Genomic DNA, 16,989 nt, shown 5'->3' on the forward strand with positions numbered 1-16,989 from the left:
AGTGAGCACCCCATCCAGGCCCCTGGTGATCCTCAGCCCCGCCCCGCAGCGCACCGACCGCGTCTTCGCCCCGGACACGCTGGCGCGGCTGCGCGAGCGCTTCACCGTGGTGGAGCCGGAGTCCGAGGAGGAGTTCGACCGGGCGCTGCCCGACGCCTTCGCCGTCGTGGGCCAGCCCGACCTGCCGGCCGAGCGGCTGGCCCGCGCCGGCCGGCTGAGGGCCCTGCTCAACGTGGAGGGCAACTTCTTCCCCAACGTCGACTACGGGACCTGCTTCGCGCGCGGCGTCCACGTCCTGGGCTGCGGGCCCGCCTACGCGCAGGCCGTGGCCGAGTACGCCCTCGGGCTCGCGCTCGACCTGGCGCGCGGCATCAGCCGCGAGGACCGCGCGTTCCGGGCGGGCCGCGAGCGGTACGTCTCCGAGGGCAACGCCGACGCCGTCCTGCTGCGCGGCGCGGACGTCGGCCTGGTCGGGTTCGGCAACCTCGGGCGCGCCCTCCACCCGCTGCTCGCGGCCTTCCGGCCCGTCGTCCGCGTCCACGACCCCTGGCTGCCGGACGCGGAACTGCGCGACCACGGAGTCGTCCCGGCCACGCTGGAGGAGACGCTCCGCGCGAGCCGGTTCGTGTTCGTGCTGGCCACCGTCACCGACGAGAGCCGGCACCTGCTGGGCGCCCGCGAACTGGACCTCCTGCCGGACGGCGCGCGGCTGGTGCTGGTCAGCCGGGCCCCGGTCGTCGACTTCCCCGCGCTGCTCGACCGCGTCGCCGCGGGCCGGCTGCTGGCCGCCGTCGACGTGTGGCCCGAGGAGCCCGTCCCCGCCGGCCATCCGGCGCGCGGTCTGGAGGGCCTGGTCCTGTCGGCGCACCGGGCCGGCGGCATCCCGCAGGCTTTCACGGCCATCGGCGAGATGGTCCTGGACGACCTGACGCTCGTGGCCCGCGGTCTGCCGCCCGTCCGTATGCAGGCGGCCGCGCGGGAACTCGTCGGCCGGTACCGCAACCGCCCCGTCACCGGCCGGGGACCCGCGGAGCACCGGGACGGCGGAAGCGGCACAGTCGGCGGGAACACCGAGAACGACAGCGGGAACACCGATAACACCGAAGGCACCGAGGACACTCAAGACACCGAGGACACCGACAACACCGAGGACGGCCGTCGTGCGCATCCCCTGTGAGGGACTCCTCTTCGACAACGACGGCGTCCTGGTCGACTCCGACCAGGGCGTCCGCACGGCCTGGGGCCGCTGGGCCCGCGCCCGCGGCCTCCCGGAGGACGAGGTCACGGCCATGGTGCACGGCCGGCGCTCCGCCGACACCGTGGCGCTGCTCGTCGCGGACCCCGCCGAACAGCCCGCCGCGCTCGCCGAGATCGACCGCCTGGAGGTGGAGGCCGCCGCCGGCACGGTGGCGCTGCCCGGCGCCTCCTCCCTGCTGAAGGCGCTGCCGGAGGACGTCTGGGCCGTCGTCACGTCCGGGGTCGGGCCCCTGGCCCGGGCGCGTCTGGACGCCGCGGGGCTGCCGCTGCCGGCCGTCCTGGTCACCGCCGGCGACGTCGCCCGGGGCAAACCGGCCCCCGACGGCTATCTCGCGGCGGCCGCGCGGCTCGGCGTCGAGCCGGCCCGCGCCGTCGTCCTGGAGGACAGCGCCGCCGGAGCCGAGGCGGGGGCGGCGGCGGGCGCGTACGTGGTCGGCGTCGGCGAGCGGGGGCTGGCCACGGACGCCGACGTCGTCGTGCGCGACCTGCGCGGCCTGGTCTGGCGGGACGGCGGTCTCGACCTGAGCGGGGCGGAGCTGCTGCGTTCCTGAGCTGCTGCGTTTGTGGACTTCCGGCCGGCCGTCTCCGGTGTGCCGCTGCCCGTACGGCGGCGCCCGGGACCGGAGCGTGCCGCCGGAACGCGACGGAGCCCTGTCCGGGTGCGTGCCGGACGGGGCTCCGTCGTCGCAAGGTCCCCCCTCGGGCCTTACTTGAAAGTTGAATCTACCACTTTGGCTTTCAAGCCGTCACCGGCCGCGTCCCCCACGGATGTCGCGGTCGCCGCTTTCGGCGCGCCCTCCACGCCCTCCGCGTCCATCCGCCTCCGCCACGTCTCAGCCGCCGAGCACGAGCAGGGAGCCCCACAGCGCCACCACCGCCGGCACCAGCGCGGCGGGCACGGTGAGCAGGCCGAGCCGGGTGAACTCCCCGAGCTCCACCTCGTGGTCGTGCTGGTGCACGATGCGCCGCCACAGCAGCGTGGCCAGGGACCCGGCGTACGTCAGGTTGGGGCCGATGTTCACGCCGAGCAGCACGGCGAGCACCATGCCGGGGCCGGCCGGGGCGGCCAGGGGCAGCAGCACCAGAACGGCAGGCAGGTTGTTGATCAGGTTCGCCAGGAGGGCGGCGAGCGCGGCGGCCGCGAGCAGCGCGGGCAGGCTCTGCGCGCCCGGCACCAGTCGGCCGAGCGCGTCCGCGAGCCCGTTGTCGACCACGGCGCGCACCACGACGCCCAGCGCCAGGACGAAGGCCAGGAAGGGCAGCGAGGCGGCGCGGACGACCGCGAGCGCGGTGGTCCGCCGCCGGGCCAGCGCGCGGACGGCCAGGACGAGGGCCCCGGCCGCGGCCACCCAGGCGGGTTCGACGCCGACCGCGGAGGCGACGGCGAAGCCCGCGAGTGTGCACGCGACCGTGACCAGGGCGAACACCGGGCGTTCGACCGGCTCGTCGGCGTCCGCCGCACCGGCGGCCCCCGCGTCCAGCTCGGCGGCGAAGTAGCGGCGGAGGACGAGGTACTCGGCGGCGATCGCGACGAGCCAGGGGAGCGCCATCAGCGCGGCGAAGCGCAGGAAGCTCAGACCGCTCGCCGCGAACGCGAGCAGGTTGGTGAGGTTGGAGACGGGCAGCAGCAGCGACGCCGTGTTCGACAGGTGGGCGCAGGCGTAGACGTGCGGCTTGGGGCCGGCGCCCAGCCGGGCCACCGTCGCGAACACCACCGGCGTGAGCAGCACGACCGTGGCGTCCAGGCTGAGCACCGCCGTGACGCCCGAGGCCAGCAGGAAGGTGGCGACCAGGAGCCGCCGGGGCCGTCCCCTCGACGTACGGGCCAGCCAGGCGCCGCCCGCCCGGAACAGCCCCTCGTCGTCGCAGAGCTTGGCGAGCACGAGGACCGCGGCCAGGAACCCGACGACGGGTCCCAGCACTCCGGCCTCGTCCCGGGCGTGGGCCGGGGAGATCACGCCGGTGGCCACGGCGAGCGCGGCGGCGGGGACCGCGACCACCGCCTCCGGCAGCCCGAAGGGGCGTACCACCGCGCCGACGAGGACCACGGCGAGCAGGACGACGGAGAAGACCTCCGCGAGCGGGCTGTTCAGGGCGCAGTCCTCCGAAAGACGATCACTGGTGCGCGCTCATCCAACCAGCCGCCGCGCGGGGAGGGCGCGGCACCCTCCTGCCCGCGCAACCCCTTGTCAAGGCGGGGGAGGGGCGTGATGTCCGTCGCCCGGCCGGAGCGAGTCGAGCGCCGGCCCGGAAGGGGCCGTGCCCGTCCTGGAAGCGGCCGTGCGTCCTGAAGGGGAGGACCGTGCGCCGTCCAGGGGCGCGGGGGACCGTGCGTCCGTTCCGGGGTGGGGAGGACCGCGCGTCCGCTCCCGGTCAGAGGGGAGCGTTCGTCCGTCCCGGGGTAGGGAGGAGCGTGCGTCCGTCCCGGGGCGGAGAGGAGGGCCGTGCGGTCCGTCGCCGGGACGGGAGGGCCGTTACGGCGGCGCCTGGGCACCGCGGCCGGCGAGGGGCACGAACGCGGGACCGGGCAGCCGGTCCGTACCCACGCCCGCGTTCGTGCCCGGGCCCGCGCCCGGCGCCGGGACCGTCCCCGGTGCCCGCGCCGGAACCCGTCGCGTCGTCATGCCGTCAGGCCGCGCCGTCGAGGCTCTCCAGCCGCAGCCCGACCTCCACCTCCTGGTCGCCGGAGACGTGGCCCGTCTCCTGGACGCCGAACACCTTCTCCAGGGCCTCCCGCGCCGCCTTCACGGCGGGGCAGGTGCCCTGCAGCTCGACGGTGACCGGGCCCGACAGCCGTACGGGGGAGTCCGGGGCGGACGAGCCGGAGGACTGCGTGTCGAACACGCCCGTCCAGGCCGTGGACTTCTCGGAGCGGTCCGTCCGCGAACCGCCCCCGTCCCCGGAGCCCGCGGCGAAGAATCCGTGCAGGGCCCCTAGGACGCGCTCGGCGTCGTCCCCGGAGCAGTCGCTGAGTACCACCTGGACCTGCGACGTGAGCGAGTGCTGCGTGTCCACGACGATTCCTCTCCCTCGTGTCCCTCGTGCCGTCCGGACGCGCCGGACGCGGATGTCCTCTGTGTCGCCGCAGCGAGTACCCGCGATACGGGAGGGAAACGGCCCGGGAGCCGTACGGACGATGTGACGTGCGCGTTCGGCCGTACGGCGACGCGCCCCCTGACCGGTCGGGCCGCACGGCGGCGCACCGGTCCGGGGCCGCGCGGCGGTGCGGCAGGACCGCCGAGGAGCGGGACGGCGGTGCTACGCGCCGTCGTCGGCCGGGCCGTCGCCGAACACGCCGCCCACCGGCATCTCCGCCCAGATCGTCTTGCCCTCCGGCGTGTGCCGGCTGCCCCAGCGGCGGGTGAGCTGGGCGACCAGCAGCAGACCGCGGCCCCCCTCGTCGTACGTCCGGGCGCGGCGCAGGTGCGGGGCGGTGTGGCTGCTGTCCGACACCTCGCAGATCAGCACGGCGTCGTCGTGGATGAGGCGCAGCCGGATGGGGCGTTCGCCGTACCGGATGGCGTTGGTGACGAGCTCGCTCACCACGAGCTCGGTGGTGAACGCCTCCTCCGCGAGGCCCCAGCGCTCCAGCCGGTCCACGACCTGCTTGCGGATCGGCGCGACCAGCGCCGGGTCGGCGGGGATGTCCCAGGTCGCCACGGCCGAGGCGGGCAGTCCGTGGGTGCGGGCGAGCAGCAGCGCCACGTCGTCGGCGGCGCCGCCCGGCGGCAGCACCGAGTGGAGGATCTCCCGGCAGGCGTCCTCCAGCGAGTCGGTGCGGCGGGCGAGGGCCTCGCACAGCAGCCGGTGCCCGGTGTCGGCGTCCCCGTCGCCCGGGCTCTCCAGCAGGCCGTCGGTGTAGAAGGCGAGCACGCTGTCCTCGCGCAGCTCGATCTCCACGGACTCGAAGGGCAGCCCGCTCAGCCCCAGGGCGGGACCCGCCGGCAGGTCGAGAAGGCGCGGCGCGGCGCCGGGCGCGACCAGCACCGGGGCGGGGTGCCCGGCCCGCGCCATGGTGCAGCGCCGCGAGACCGGGTCGTACACGGCGTACAGGCAGCTCGCGCCGACCTCGCCGGCCGTCACGCCGCTGCCCGCGTCCGCGGAGAGCCGGACGACCAGGTCGTCGAGGTGCGTGAGGAGCTCGTCGGGGGCGAGGTCGATGTCGGCGAGGGTGCGCACCGCCGTGCGCAGCCGGCCCATCGTGGCCGACGCCTGGACGCCGTGGCCGACCACGTCGCCGACGACGAGGGCGACCCGCAGACCCGACAGCGGGATCACGTCGAACCAGTCGCCGCCCACCCCGGCGCGCGCGGCGGGCAGATAGCGCGAGGCCGCCTCCAGCGCCGCCGTGCGGGGCAGTCGGCGCGGCAGCAGGCTGCGCTGCAGGGCGAGGGCCGTGTCGCGCTCCCGCGAGTAGCGCCGGGCGTTGTCGACGCAGACGGCGGCGCGCGCCGCCACCTCCTCGGCCAGCAGGACGTCCTCGCCCGAGAAGGGGCCGCGCTGCCCGGACCGGGTCAGCACGGCGACGCCGAGCGTCGCGCCGCGGGCCCGCAGCGGCACCGACATCACGGACCGCAGGTCGTACTTGGTGACGTACTCGGCGCGCGCCGGGTCGTCGGCCGGCCAGTGGGTGCGCCGCCCCGTCAGGTCGTCGATCACGACCGTACGGCCGGTGAGCAGGGAGTCGGCCTGGGGCGAGGACTCCGGGTAGACGTCGGCCCGGCCCGGCTCGACCACCGCCTCCGGGGCGCCGGGGTGCATCGAGCGGTGGGCGACGCGGCGCAGGGCGACCGGGGCGGACAGATGCTCCGTGTCCGGGTCGCCGCCCCCTTCGAGCGGGTCGAGCAGGTCGACGCTGACGAAGTCGGCGAGCGCGGGCACCAGCACGTCGGCCAGCTCCTGGGCGGTGCAGGTGACGTCGAGGGTGCTGCCGATGCGCACGCTCGCCTCGTTCACCAGCCTCAGCCGCTCCTCGGCGCGGAACTGGTCCGAGACGTCGTGCACGGCCACGCACACGCCCCGCACCTTGTCCTCGCCGTCGGTGAGCGGGGCGAGCCGCACCAGCCAGGTCCCCGCGTGCTCCGCGCGGTCCGGGCGCGGCCGTGTCCGCACGTCCTCGTGCTGCCCGCGGGCCAGCACCCGCGCCATCCGCTGCTCCAGGTCGGCGTAGCGGGGATCGCCGACCACCTCCGGGAGCCGCAGTCCGCGGATCCGGGCCGCGGGGAGCCCGACCGTGTCGGCCATCACGCCGTTGACCCGGTGCAGCCGCAGCCGCTCGTCGAAGATGGCCAGGGCGCAGGGCGACTGGTCGATCAGGGCCGTGGCCAGCGGGTCGTCGGCGGGCCGCGGCCGGTCGGCCTCCAGCGGCGAGACCACGAGCCAGTCGCTGCGGTCGCCGAGCTCGGGCCGCAGACGGTGGGCCAGGACCCACACGGTCGTCGTGCGGCCGTCACGGTGACGCAGCGTGAGGGTGCCGCTGCGCCGGTTGCCCGTGTCGTCGGGCGGCGGGTCCTCCGCGCCGTCGACGAGCAGCCGCGCGGCGGGGCGTCCCACGACCTCCGCCGGGGCATGGCCGAGCAGACGCCGGGCGCCCTCGTTCCACGCGACGAGGGTGCCGTCGGCGTCGACGACGGCACGGGCCGTGGCGGCCTCGTCGAACGGGACGTCCGAGGCGGGGCCGTATGTGTCCTTGGGGCTACTCAAGTCGCCGCCACTCCATTGCGCACACTCTCAGTGAACAGGCGCGTCACTTGTGTTCCAAGCCTAGTGGGTGCGCGCGCTCCGCACACAGGGTGCCTGCCCGGGCACGGGCCGCACACCCCCCTGCGGTCCGGTCCGCCCGGAGCGCGGACGCGGCGCGCGGGCCCGGCGCGGCGGGCCCCGTACGGGTGGGAACACCGCCGCGGGACGGCCGCGGCGCCGCTCCGGGACCCGCGGGGAGTTTTCGGCCGATGTGACACGACGGACGGAAGGGCACGACACGAGTCTTGACGGGCCGGAGTGCCGCACCGTCAGACCTTGTGCGATCCCGGGCGGTTCCGAGCACGTGTGTCCTCCTGCCCCCGCGTGTGCCCCGGGCACGACCGCGTGCCGTCGACGAGGGGGAGACCCGTGACGGTCACTCGCAGATCGGTACTGATCGCAGGCACCGCGACCCCGGTGGTGCCGGCGGCGGCCCCGGACGCCGGCGTCGCGCCCGGCACGGCCCGCCCCGCCGCGGGCCGTACGACCGTCCCGCTCCGCGACGGCTGGCGGTTCGAACTCGTCGACCCGGACGGCGGGGCGGACCCGGACGGCACGGACGTGGCGCCCGCCGCGCCCGGCCACGACGACTCGGGGTGGCGGCGGGTCGCCGTCCCGCACGACTGGAGCATCGGGCTCTCGCCGACCACCGACCACGGCACCACCAGCGGCACCGGCTTCCTCCCCGGCTTCCTCCCCGGCGGCCTGGGCTGGTACCGCCTGGCCTGCACCCTGCCGCCGTCCCTCCGCGGCAAGCGCGTCCCGGTGGAGTTCGACGGCGTCTACATGGACGCGTACGTGTACTGCAACGGCGAGCTCGTCGGCCGGCACCCCTACGGGTACACCGGCTTCGCCCTCGACCTCACCGGCCAGGTGCACACCGACGGGAGGACCGGGAACGTCCTCGCGGTGCGGGTGCGCAACCGGCTGCCCAGCAGCCGCTGGTACTCCGGCAGCGGCATCCACCGCGAGGCCCGCCTCGTCGTCACCGAGCCCGTGCACGTCCGGCGCTGGGGCACGCGGGTGACGACCCCGCAGGTCTCGCGCGAGCGCGCCTCCGTCCGGGTCCTGACGACCGTCGTCAACGCCTCGGGCGCCGCGGCCGACGCCGAGGTCTCCTCCCGGATCGTCGCGCCCGGCGGCCGCACGGTGGCCCGCGCGGACTCCTCGCTCGCCGTCGCGGACACCGCCACCGCCACCCACGACCTGACCGTGGCCGCGCCGCGCCTGTGGTCCTTCGACGCGCCGCACCTGTACACCCTCGTGACCGAGGTGCGCGTCGGCGGCGAGGTCACCGACACCGTCCGCACCCCCTTCGGCATCCGCACCTTCGCGCTCGACCCGGACGAGGGCTTCTCGCTCAACGGCGAACACACCAAGCTCAAGGGCGTCGACCTGCACCACGACCTCGGCGCCCTCGGGGCCGCCACCAGCTACGACGCCGTGCGACGGCAGCTGACCCTGAGGAAGTCCATGGGTGTCAACGCGCTGCGCACCGCCCACAACCCGCCCTCGCCCGAGACGCTGCGGGCCTGCGAGGAGCTGGGCGTCGTGATGGTCGTGGAGGCCTTCGACTGCTGGCGGACCGGCAAGAACCCCTACGACTACGGGCGCTTCTTCGACGAGTGGGCCGACCGCGACGCCGCCGAGACGGTGCTCGCCGCCCGCAACTCGCCCGCCGTGATCATGTGGTCCATCGGCAACGAGATACCCGACTCCACGAGCACCGCCGGACTCGCCATGGCCCAGCGGGTCATCGACGCGGTCAGGGCACAGGACGACACCCGGCCCCTGGTCATCGGCTCCGACAAGTACAGGAGCCTGCCGGCCGTCGGGTCGGCCGCCGACCTGATGCCCGCGAAGCTGGACGGGCTCGGCCTCAACCACAACACCGCGAAGTCGGTCGACGCCCGCTACCCGCACCTGTTCCTCTTCGAGTCGGAGTCCTCCTCGGAGACCTCCAGCCGCTCGACGTACCAGGAGCCGGAGCACCTCAACACCGGTGAGAACCACACGCCGGGCCGCCGCGCGACCTCCTCCTACGACAACAACCTCGCCTCCTGGACGATGAGCGGCGAGTACGGCCTGAAGAGGGACCGCGACCGCAAGTGGTTCGCGGGCGAGTTCCTGTGGTCGGGCATCGACTACGTCGGCGAGCCCACGCCGTACGACGTCTTCCCGGTGAAGACCTCGTTCTTCGGGGCCGTGGACACGGCCGGGTTCCCCAAGGACACGTACTACCTCTTCAAGAGCCAGTGGACCACCGAGCCCATGGTCCACCTGGTGCCGATGGGCTGGAACCACGAGGACGGCGACACCGTCGAGGTCTGGGCGTACTCCAACGTCGACACCGTGGAGCTGTACCTCGACGGCACGTCGCTGGGCGTGCGGAGGTTCGACACCAAGAGGACCACCGACGGGCGCACCTACCTGGAGACCACCGAGGCGAGCGGCGACGACAAGACCTTCACCGACGGCCCCTGCCCCGGCAGCTGCACCAGCCCGAACGGCAGCGCGGGCAAACTGCACCTGACCTGGAAGGTGCCCTACGCGCCCGGCGAGCTGAAGGCCGTGGCCCGGCGCGGCGGCCGCACCGTCGCCACCGACGTGCTGCGCACCGCGGGCGAGCCGCACGCCGTGCGCCTCACCGCCGACCGCGAGTCCCTCGCCGCGGACGGGCGGTCGGTGTGCTTCGTGACCGCCGAGGTCGTCGACGCGCGCGGCACGGTCGTCCCCGGCGCCGAGCACCTGATCGCCTTCGACGTGGGCGGCGGCTCCCTGGCCGGCGTCGACAACGGCCGCCAGGCGAGCGCCGAGCGCTACCAGGCGAGCGCACGGACCGCCTTCCACGGCAGGGCCCTCGCCGTCGTGCGCTCGGGAACCAGGGCCGGACGCCTGACGGTGACCGCCCGCTCCGAGGGGCTGCGCACCGGCCGGGTCACCCTGCGCACCACCGAGGCGCGGGAGGACGAGAGGACGCTGACGCCCGCGCCGCGCTTCGGGCCCGGCCCCGGGCCCGTCCCGCAGTCTCCGGGACACCCGCGCGCGGACGCGAGCTACTCCGGGCGGCCGGACACCGTGCCCGCGGCGATGCTCGACGGCGACCCGGCCACGGGCTGGTCCAACGCCTTCCACAAGGCCGCCACCGCCCTGCTGCCCGCGTTCGACGGGGCCCGCCCCGAGGGCTGGGTGTCGGTGGACTGGGGGGCGCACGCGCACCGTCGACCGGGTCGAGGTGTCCTTCACCGCCGACGCCGGCCACGGCCTGCCCGCCGCCGTCGGGGCCGAGGTCTGGGACGGCCGCCGCCGGCGCCCCGTACGGCACCAGTCCGTGGACTGGGCCACCGCCTCCGACGCCCCGACGGTGATCGCCTTCGACCCGGTGCGCGGGCGCCGGCTGCGGCTGACCCTGACGAGCCGCCGCCCGGGCGAGGCCGGCGGCGCCCTGCGGATCAGCCGCCTGGAGGTGCCGGCGCGCTGACGCGCGGTGCCGCCCGGTCCCCGGGAGGCGGGGGCCGGGTGAGCCGGGTACGTCGCACGGGCCGGGCGGGCCGTACAAAGCGCCGCGTACGCTCCGTACGGCCCGCCCGGCGCGTCCACCGGGGCGGCCCCGGGCGACATACCCGGCACTCCGCCCGGCGCCCGCTTTCGCTGACTTCCTGTCAATGACTTCCGCGATGTGCGAATGACCCAACCGCCTTGTTGGTGGTCGGAGTTCTGTGCGAGGGTGAACTCCCTCGCGCACGGGCGATCGCCGGGCCCCCTTCGCTGTTCGGTACCGCGGTGCCTCGCCGGCCCAGAAGGCTCTCGGCACCCGCTCCCTCCGCAGCCGGAATCCCGCCGCACTCCCGCGCACGCCTCGAGGGGAACGCACCCGCGGGACGCGTCCCCTCGGCGACACGAACTCTGCGTGCTGCCTGCCGCACGGGAAGGAAACCGCTCGGTGCACACCCCCCACCCTCCTCGTCCCTCCTCCCCGCCCTCCCCGGGCGGCGTGCCGGAGGAATCCGACGAGAGCCTCGCCGCACGGCTGCGGTCGGGCCCGGAGGGCGACGTCTCCCGGGCCACCGGGCTGCTGCTGGCCCGGCACTGGCAGCCCGCGCACGACTACGCGGTGATCTGCCTCGCCTCCTCGGGGCGGGCGGCCTCCGTCGTCACGGCGGCGGCCTGGCGGCAGGTGCTGGGCTCGCCGCGCTACCTGGAGCCCGGCGCGGCCCTGCGGCCCCGGCTCCTGGTGGCGGTCCGGGACACGGTGCGGGACTGGGCCGCGGACGAGCGTGTCTCCGCGGCCCTGCCGGACCTGGGCAAACCGGCGGGCGGCCGCGGCATGCGCACCGCGCGGACCATGACCGCGGAGAACCGCCTGCTGGCGGAGCGCTCCTTCCGGGCCCTGCCCGGGCTCCTGCAGACCCTGCTCTGGCACAAGGAGGTCGAGGCCGACCCCGTCTCCGTGCCCGCCGCCCTGCTCGGCGTGGACGCCGGGACGGCGGCGGCCACCCTGGAGCAGGCGCGCGACCAGTTCCGGGACGGCTGCGTGCGCGCCCACCGCGAGCTGGCGCCGCACCCCGACTGCCGCCACTACAACCGGCTGCTCGACGTCCCGATGCGGCGCGGCGGCACCCTGCTGCCGGACGTCCGCGAGCACCTTGCTGAGTGCGCCTTCTGCCGGCACGCCGCCGAGCAGCTCCGCTTCTTCGACGGCGACCTCGGCGTACTGCTCGCCGAGGCGGTCCTCGGCTGGGGCGCCCGGCGCTACCTCGACTCCCGGCCCGGCCGCGTCACCCCGGCCGGCCGGAGCCGGAGCGGCGGCCGCCGCGACCGGCGCCGACGCCGGAGCGTCCGCTACCGCCTGCTGTCCTCGATCACCGCCGTCCGCGGCGTCCGGGGGCTCCCGGCGGACCAGCGCCAGACCAAGGCCCTGCTGACCGGGGCCGGGCTGGTGACGGCGCTGCTGCTCGGCAGTGCGCTGGTCGCGGGCCTGCTGCCGCAGGACGACGGCGCCGGCTCCACGGCCTCCACCGGTACGGCCGGCAGCCGTACGGACGACCCGGGCAGCGACTCCGCGGCGCCCCCCGACACGGTCGGGTCGCCCGTCCCGGCGCGCACCCGGCTGCGCAACGTCGCGGCCGGGCTCTGCCTCGACATCGAGGACCGGCGGGCGCGGGCGGGCGCGCGGGCCCTGCTCACGGCCTGCTCCTCCGCCCCCACCCAGGAGTGGTCGTACGAGGAGGACGGGCTGCTGCGCAGCATCGCCAACCCCGGGCTCTGCCTGGACTCGCACGCCGACGAGGGGGTGCTCACCCTCGGCCCGTGCGTCGCCGCCGGGCACGGGCGCGGCGACGACGTGCGCTACGACCTCACGGTCCGCGGCGAACTGGTGGCGCGCCGCGGCGACGGCCTCGCGGTCACCGCCACGGCCACCGCGCTCGGTGCGGACGTCGTGGTCAAGGACCGCGACGGCGGCCACCGCCAGCGCTGGCTGACCGACGCGCCGGCGACGGCCTCGCCGCGCTCCCTGGCGGCCGCCGGAGCGGACGTCCCCGTCTCATGAGGGGCCGTCACCCCGGCCACCCGTCGGCAGCCGGCCGGTGACGGACCGTCAGGCGCTTTCCACGGCCAGGTCGTCCGGGCCCAGCGAACCCGGGCCCGCGTGGCCGGACAGGGCGAGGGTGAGGTCGAGTTCGGCGAGCAGGCAGCGGATCACGTGCTCCACGCCCGCCTGCCCGTCGAGCCCGAGCCCGTAGGCGTACGGCCGTCCCACGAGCACCGCCCGCGCGCCCAGCGCGAGCGCCTTGGCGATGTCGTCGCCCGTGCGCACCCCGCTGTCGAAGAGCACGGTGAGCCGGTCGCCCACGGCCCCGGCCACCCGCGGCAGCGCGTCGGCCGCCGCGACGGCACCCGCCACCTGGCGCCCGCCGTGGTTGGAGACGACCACCCCGTCCACGCCGGCGTCGGCGGCCCGGCGCGCGTCGTCCGGGTGCAGGACGCCCTTGAGGACGATCGGGCCGTCCCAGTTCTCCCGCAGGAACGCCAGGTCCGGCCAGGTCTTGCCGGGGTCGGCGAACATGCCGACGAAGTGCAGCACGGCCGCGTTCGGGTCCTCGTGCACCGGCTTGGCCAGCCCTGCTCGGAACGCGGGGTCGGAGAAGTAGTTGGCGGTGCCCACGCCGTGCAGGAACGGCAGGTACGCCTGGTCCAGGTCGCGCGGCCGCCAGGCCAGCAGCGGGGTGTCGAGCGTGACGACCAGCGCGGTGTACCCGGCGGCCTTCGCCCGGCCGAGGAAGCTGCGGGCCACCTCGCGGTCCTTGGGCCAGTACAGCTGGAACCAGCGCTCGCCGTCCCCGCTCGCCTCCGCGACCTGCTCCATGGGGGTGCTGGAGGCCGAGGACAGGACGAACGGCACGCCCTGCGCCGCGGCGGCCCGGGCCGCCGCGGGCTCGGCGTCGGGATGCATGATCGACAGCACGCCGATCGGGGCGAGTGCGAGCGGCGCGGGCAGGGTGCGGCCCAGCACCTCCACGGTCAGGTCCCGCTCGTGCACGTCGCGCAGCATGCGCGGCACGATCCGGCGGCGCTCCAGGGCGGCCCTGTTGGCGCGCGCCGTGCTGCCGCTGCCCGCGCTGCCCGCCACGTAGCCGACCGGGCCCGGCCCGAGGCGCTGCTCGGTCAGCTCCTCCAGGCGCGTGAGGTCGGTGGGCAGCCGGGGCACCGCGCCCGTCATGCCGTTCAGATAGATCTCGTACTGGAAGTCCGCCCAGTGCTTCGGCATCCGTACGCCCTGCCTTTCGTCCCGGGGACCGCGATGTCCCCGGACGATCCTGGTCAGCGCGGCCGGACACGTCCACCGTCCGGCGCGGACCACCGCAGTTGCGATCGTCACGTCCGGGCGGGGCGGCGTACGGGAAGGGGAGCGGCTCCGGGGGCGGGACCGTGCCCACCGCCCCCGCAGGCGCCGTCAGACGCCGTCGGCGTCCGCCTCCGCGTCCTCCTCGCGCGGCGGGGCGTCCGGGCCCCGGGAGCGGACCCGCCGGACGTGTTCCAGGGAGTCCCTCAGCTCCGTGAGCCAGTCGTCCGCGTGCCGCTCGACGAGCCGTACGCACCAGGCGAGGGCGTCGCTGCGGCTGCGGGCCACGCCGGCCGCGACCAGGGTGTCCAGGACCCGGCGCTGGGGCTGGCGCAGCCGCGTCATGACGGGCGCGGCGACGTGGGTGAACAGGGCGCGTTCGGAGCCGCACTCCACGCCCCAGGAGACCTTGCGGCGGAAGCGGTGCTCGGCCTCGCGGGCCACCGCGACCCGGTCGTCCCGGCTGCGCTCGCGGAACTCCGCGATCCGCGCCGCCACCGCCGCCTCCCGCTCGGCGGCGGAGGCGCCCCCGGCGAGCCGGGGCTCGGGGATGCGGCCGACGACGGTGATCTCCTCGCGGTCCACCGTGACGTCGACGAGGTCCTCGAAGAGCTCGTCGGGCACACGGCCGGCGAACCAGCCGCGCAACTTCTCGTGCTGTTCGGCTGTAAGCATGTAAGCAACGTTGCGCGTCCGCGGCCGCCTGGCAAGCCCCGGCAAGGGCCGATTCCGCCGCCGCCCGCGGAACGGTTCCGGCCGACTGCCGAGCGGTGAGGTTTCGGCCAAGGCTTGCCCCTGAAGAGGGGTTTTCCTCCGCGTTCGAGGGATGTCCAGGGGACTTCCGGGGACGGCCCTGACGCCTCGCGTCACTTCCCGCCACTGATTCAACACGAAACGTTACTGAAACGTGCGGGGTCGATGTGTGTTTCCCCCGCCGACTCGGCAGACTCGCGCTCGCCGGTCCGGAAGTTCGGGGCCGGCGACAGGGGCGTTCCGAAGCAGAAACGGTTCGGCACGCCATCCGGTCGCGTGGGGACGACGACGGCAGGGGGCGTCCTCACGCACCGGGGACCGAGGTCGCGCGGGCTCCGCGTGCGTCGGCCGACGGCTCGCGGCCGACCGGGAACTCGCAGCAGGGGAGTGCGGGTCCCGCCGCGGGGCGCCGCGCGACCTCCGCACCGGGGAGCGGCGGGGACGGAAGTGGGGCCGTCCCGCCGCCCCGGCGGCAGTGGTCCCGCCGGAGCAGGGGGCTCCGGCGGGACCGCGGCTTCGCCCGCCGCCGGTGCCGGCGCCGCGTCGAGGGCCGGCCCCCCGGAGCCCGGACCGTACGCCGCCGAACCGCGCGGCACCCGGCCGTACGGCACCGGATCGTGAGCCGTCGAACCGTGTGACACCGTAGTCGTGGGCTGTCGAACCGTGTGACACCGAGTTGTGGTCGGTCGGACCGTGTGACACCCGGCCGCGGGCCGCCGGACCGTGCGCCGCCGGATCGTGCGACACCGGGCCGTGCGCCGCCGGGGGCTCACCCGGCCGGAGCCGCGAGGCGGGGGCCGTCGCCCGACGCGGTGCGGTTCGCCCGGGCCGTGACATGGCCCGCCGGGGCCGTGACGCGGTCCACCCGAGCCGTGGCGCGGTCCGCCCGGTCGGTCGAGCCGACCCGGAGGGCCCCTCCGGTCCGTCGCGTCGCGCCGTCCCTTGCGTCGCTTCCATCCGTCGTACCGGCGTCGTCCGTCGTGTCGGCGTGCGCCGTGGGTGTCTCCGCGGCGGATCCGGCGGGGACGGGAACCGGTCGGGTGGGCCCGCCGCGCGGGGCGGCGGCGGAGGAGGCGGGGGCTTCCGGAAGCCGTGCGCAGGTCGCCTCCGTGCTCCCGTGCCCGGTGTTCAGCCCGGCGCGGCGTCCGGAGGTCCGGGCGTTCGAAGAAGCCGCCGCGGCGCAGATCGGCCAGTACGCGCGGGCCGGCCGCTCCGCCGCGGTCCCCAGGTGTCCGGCCACGGCGCCCGCGGGCGCCGTGGCGGCCTCGCCCGGGGCGCGGCGGCGGGGTGCCCGCTCCTCGCGTAGCCGCGGGCGTAGGGGCCGTCCGCCGGGAGTCCGGTCCCGGAGGGCCGTCCGTCGGGGCCGGCCGCGGGGCGGCCGTGGGCCACCGGCGGCGTCGCGGCTCCACCTCCGGGACGAAGGGCGGGTACGGCCTCCGCGGCCGTCCTCGTGGACGCCTGTCACTCCTACCAGGCCCCCGTCAAGGACATGGTCACACGACAAGGTGAATGTCGGGCAAAAGGGTTGACAGTTGGTCATCTGTGCTGGCTCAAGATGACCTGTTCAAGGCGGAGCGGCGGATCGTACAGTCGCAGTGCCGCCCCGGTCCCCGGCTGCACCGATGTCCCTACGACTGTCGTTCCAGGGGGGAATGGGCGGTGAGCACGCCGGTACGCACCTCGTCGCACGACTTACCGCTGCTGACGGAGTACGGGCTGATGGAGCCCGCACTGGAGATGGAGTTCACCGCTCACTTCGCCCGCTCCGACGGGGACCTGGCCGCGGAGGCCGCCACGGCGGCGGTCACGCGCGTGATCGAGGCGCCGGGGTCCTTCCTCGCGCCGGTCCGGGACGCGGGGCGCTCCGTGAGCACCTGCCTGCTGGAACGCAGCAACGCCGAGACCTGCCGGATCGTGCTGACCGCGGACCGCGCGGGCATCACCCTGGCCGCCACCGACGACATCCGGGTCTCGATGGAGACCGCGCACGAGACACCCGCCGCGCGGCTCCGGGTCTTCGCCATGGTCGACGGCCTGAAGGTGCACCACGGGCCGGACGGCCACGTCTGGGTGGTGTGGCGGGGCTCCTGGCGGCCGGGAGGCGCGCCGGAGGGCTGAGGCCCCCGGCACGGTGGACGAGGTGAGAGCGAACGGCTCGGCGCTGTCGTTCGGCCGGGTCGACGAGGGCGCGCGGTCGTCGCCGTACCGGCTTCCCCTGGACGGCCCCGCGGCCGCCACCGGCGGCACGACGGGCGCCCCCGTGCGACCGGGCCGGGCCGCGCACCCGCCGGCCGTACGCAGTGCCGCGTCCCCGTAGCGCGTGTACGGGGAGGGGCGGCGGCTCCACGGACGCCGCCCCGCCGCGGCACCGCCGGCCCGGCGCACCGCGCCGG

At 76.0% G+C, this 16,989-nt stretch carries 10 protein-coding genes and 1 pseudogene; 6 read left to right on the forward strand and 5 right to left on the reverse strand.

Going from position 1 to position 16,989, the window contains the following annotated elements; translation table 11 throughout:
- Position 1 precedes the first annotated feature (1 nt).
- Positions 2–1,177 carry a hydroxyacid dehydrogenase gene (locus IE271_RS23120; RefSeq protein ID WP_190192319.1) on the forward strand — a complete coding sequence of 392 codons (1,176 nt, stop codon included), beginning with the start codon at positions 2–4 and terminating at the stop codon, positions 1,175–1,177.
- Positions 1,161–1,808 (forward strand): HAD-IA family hydrolase, encoded by a 648-nt coding sequence (locus IE271_RS23125; RefSeq protein ID WP_190192320.1) that lies wholly within the window; start codon positions 1,161–1,163, stop codon positions 1,806–1,808. Before IE271_RS23120 ends, IE271_RS23125 begins: the two co-directional genes overlap by 17 nt.
- 282 nt (positions 1,809–2,090) lie before the next feature.
- On the opposite strand, the gene IE271_RS23130 is transcribed toward IE271_RS23125, so the two are convergent.
- The 3 genes from IE271_RS23130 to IE271_RS23140 all read right to left on the reverse strand — a co-directional run bounded on the left by IE271_RS23130 (position 2,091) and on the right by IE271_RS23140 (position 6,960).
- Positions 2,091–3,350, reverse strand: a complete 1,260-nt coding sequence (locus tag IE271_RS23130) for an SLC13 family permease (RefSeq protein WP_190192361.1) — start codon at positions 3,348–3,350, stop codon at positions 2,091–2,093.
- Between the two features lie 535 nt (positions 3,351–3,885).
- Entirely contained in the window at positions 3,886–4,272 is a 387-nt protein-coding gene (locus IE271_RS23135; RefSeq protein WP_190192321.1) for a hypothetical protein, read from the reverse strand.
- Positions 4,273–4,515: 243 nt separating this feature from the next.
- Positions 4,516–6,960 (reverse strand): SpoIIE family protein phosphatase, encoded by a 2,445-nt coding sequence (locus IE271_RS23140; RefSeq protein WP_190192322.1) that lies wholly within the window; start codon positions 6,958–6,960, stop codon positions 4,516–4,518.
- A gap of 408 nt (positions 6,961–7,368) precedes the next feature.
- On the opposite strand from IE271_RS23140, the pseudogene IE271_RS23145 reads away from it, so the two are divergent.
- A pseudogene (locus IE271_RS23145) lies at positions 7,369–10,480 on the forward strand (glycoside hydrolase family 2 TIM barrel-domain containing protein).
- A gap of 462 nt (positions 10,481–10,942) precedes the next feature.
- The gene (locus IE271_RS23150) at positions 10,943–12,550 is read left to right on the forward strand and encodes an RICIN domain-containing protein (protein ID WP_190192323.1); all 1,608 of its coding nucleotides are present in this window, start codon (positions 10,943–10,945) and stop codon (positions 12,548–12,550) included.
- A 48-nt stretch (positions 12,551–12,598) separates the two neighbouring features.
- Here the strand turns inward: IE271_RS23150 and IE271_RS23155 are convergent, their stop codons facing one another.
- Both IE271_RS23155 and abmR read right to left on the reverse strand, forming a co-directional pair.
- Complete coding sequence (locus IE271_RS23155; RefSeq protein ID WP_190192324.1) at positions 12,599–13,768, reverse strand: lactate 2-monooxygenase; 1,170 nt, start codon at positions 13,766–13,768, stop codon at positions 12,599–12,601.
- Positions 13,769–13,954: 186 nt separating this feature from the next.
- On the reverse strand, positions 13,955–14,518 hold the full coding sequence (abmR, locus tag IE271_RS23160; protein WP_190192325.1) for an ATP-binding transcription factor AbmR: 564 nt from the start codon (positions 14,516–14,518) through the stop codon (positions 13,955–13,957).
- A 1,737-nt stretch (positions 14,519–16,255) separates the two neighbouring features.
- Here abmR and IE271_RS23165 point away from each other — a divergent pair.
- Together IE271_RS23165 and IE271_RS23170 are read left to right on the forward strand one after the other, a co-directional pair.
- Complete coding sequence (locus IE271_RS23165) at positions 16,256–16,714, forward strand: hypothetical protein (protein WP_190192326.1); 459 nt, start codon at positions 16,256–16,258, stop codon at positions 16,712–16,714.
- Positions 16,715–16,736: 22 nt separating this feature from the next.
- Positions 16,737–16,913, forward strand: a complete 177-nt coding sequence (locus IE271_RS23170; protein WP_190192327.1) for a hypothetical protein — start codon at positions 16,737–16,739, stop codon at positions 16,911–16,913.
- Positions 16,914–16,989 lie beyond the last annotated feature (76 nt).

Origin of the sequence: Streptomyces minutiscleroticus (assembly GCF_014650875.1) — a bacterium.
In the GTDB taxonomy this organism is placed as follows: Bacteria; Actinomycetota; Actinomycetes; order Streptomycetales; family Streptomycetaceae; genus Streptomyces; species Streptomyces minutiscleroticus.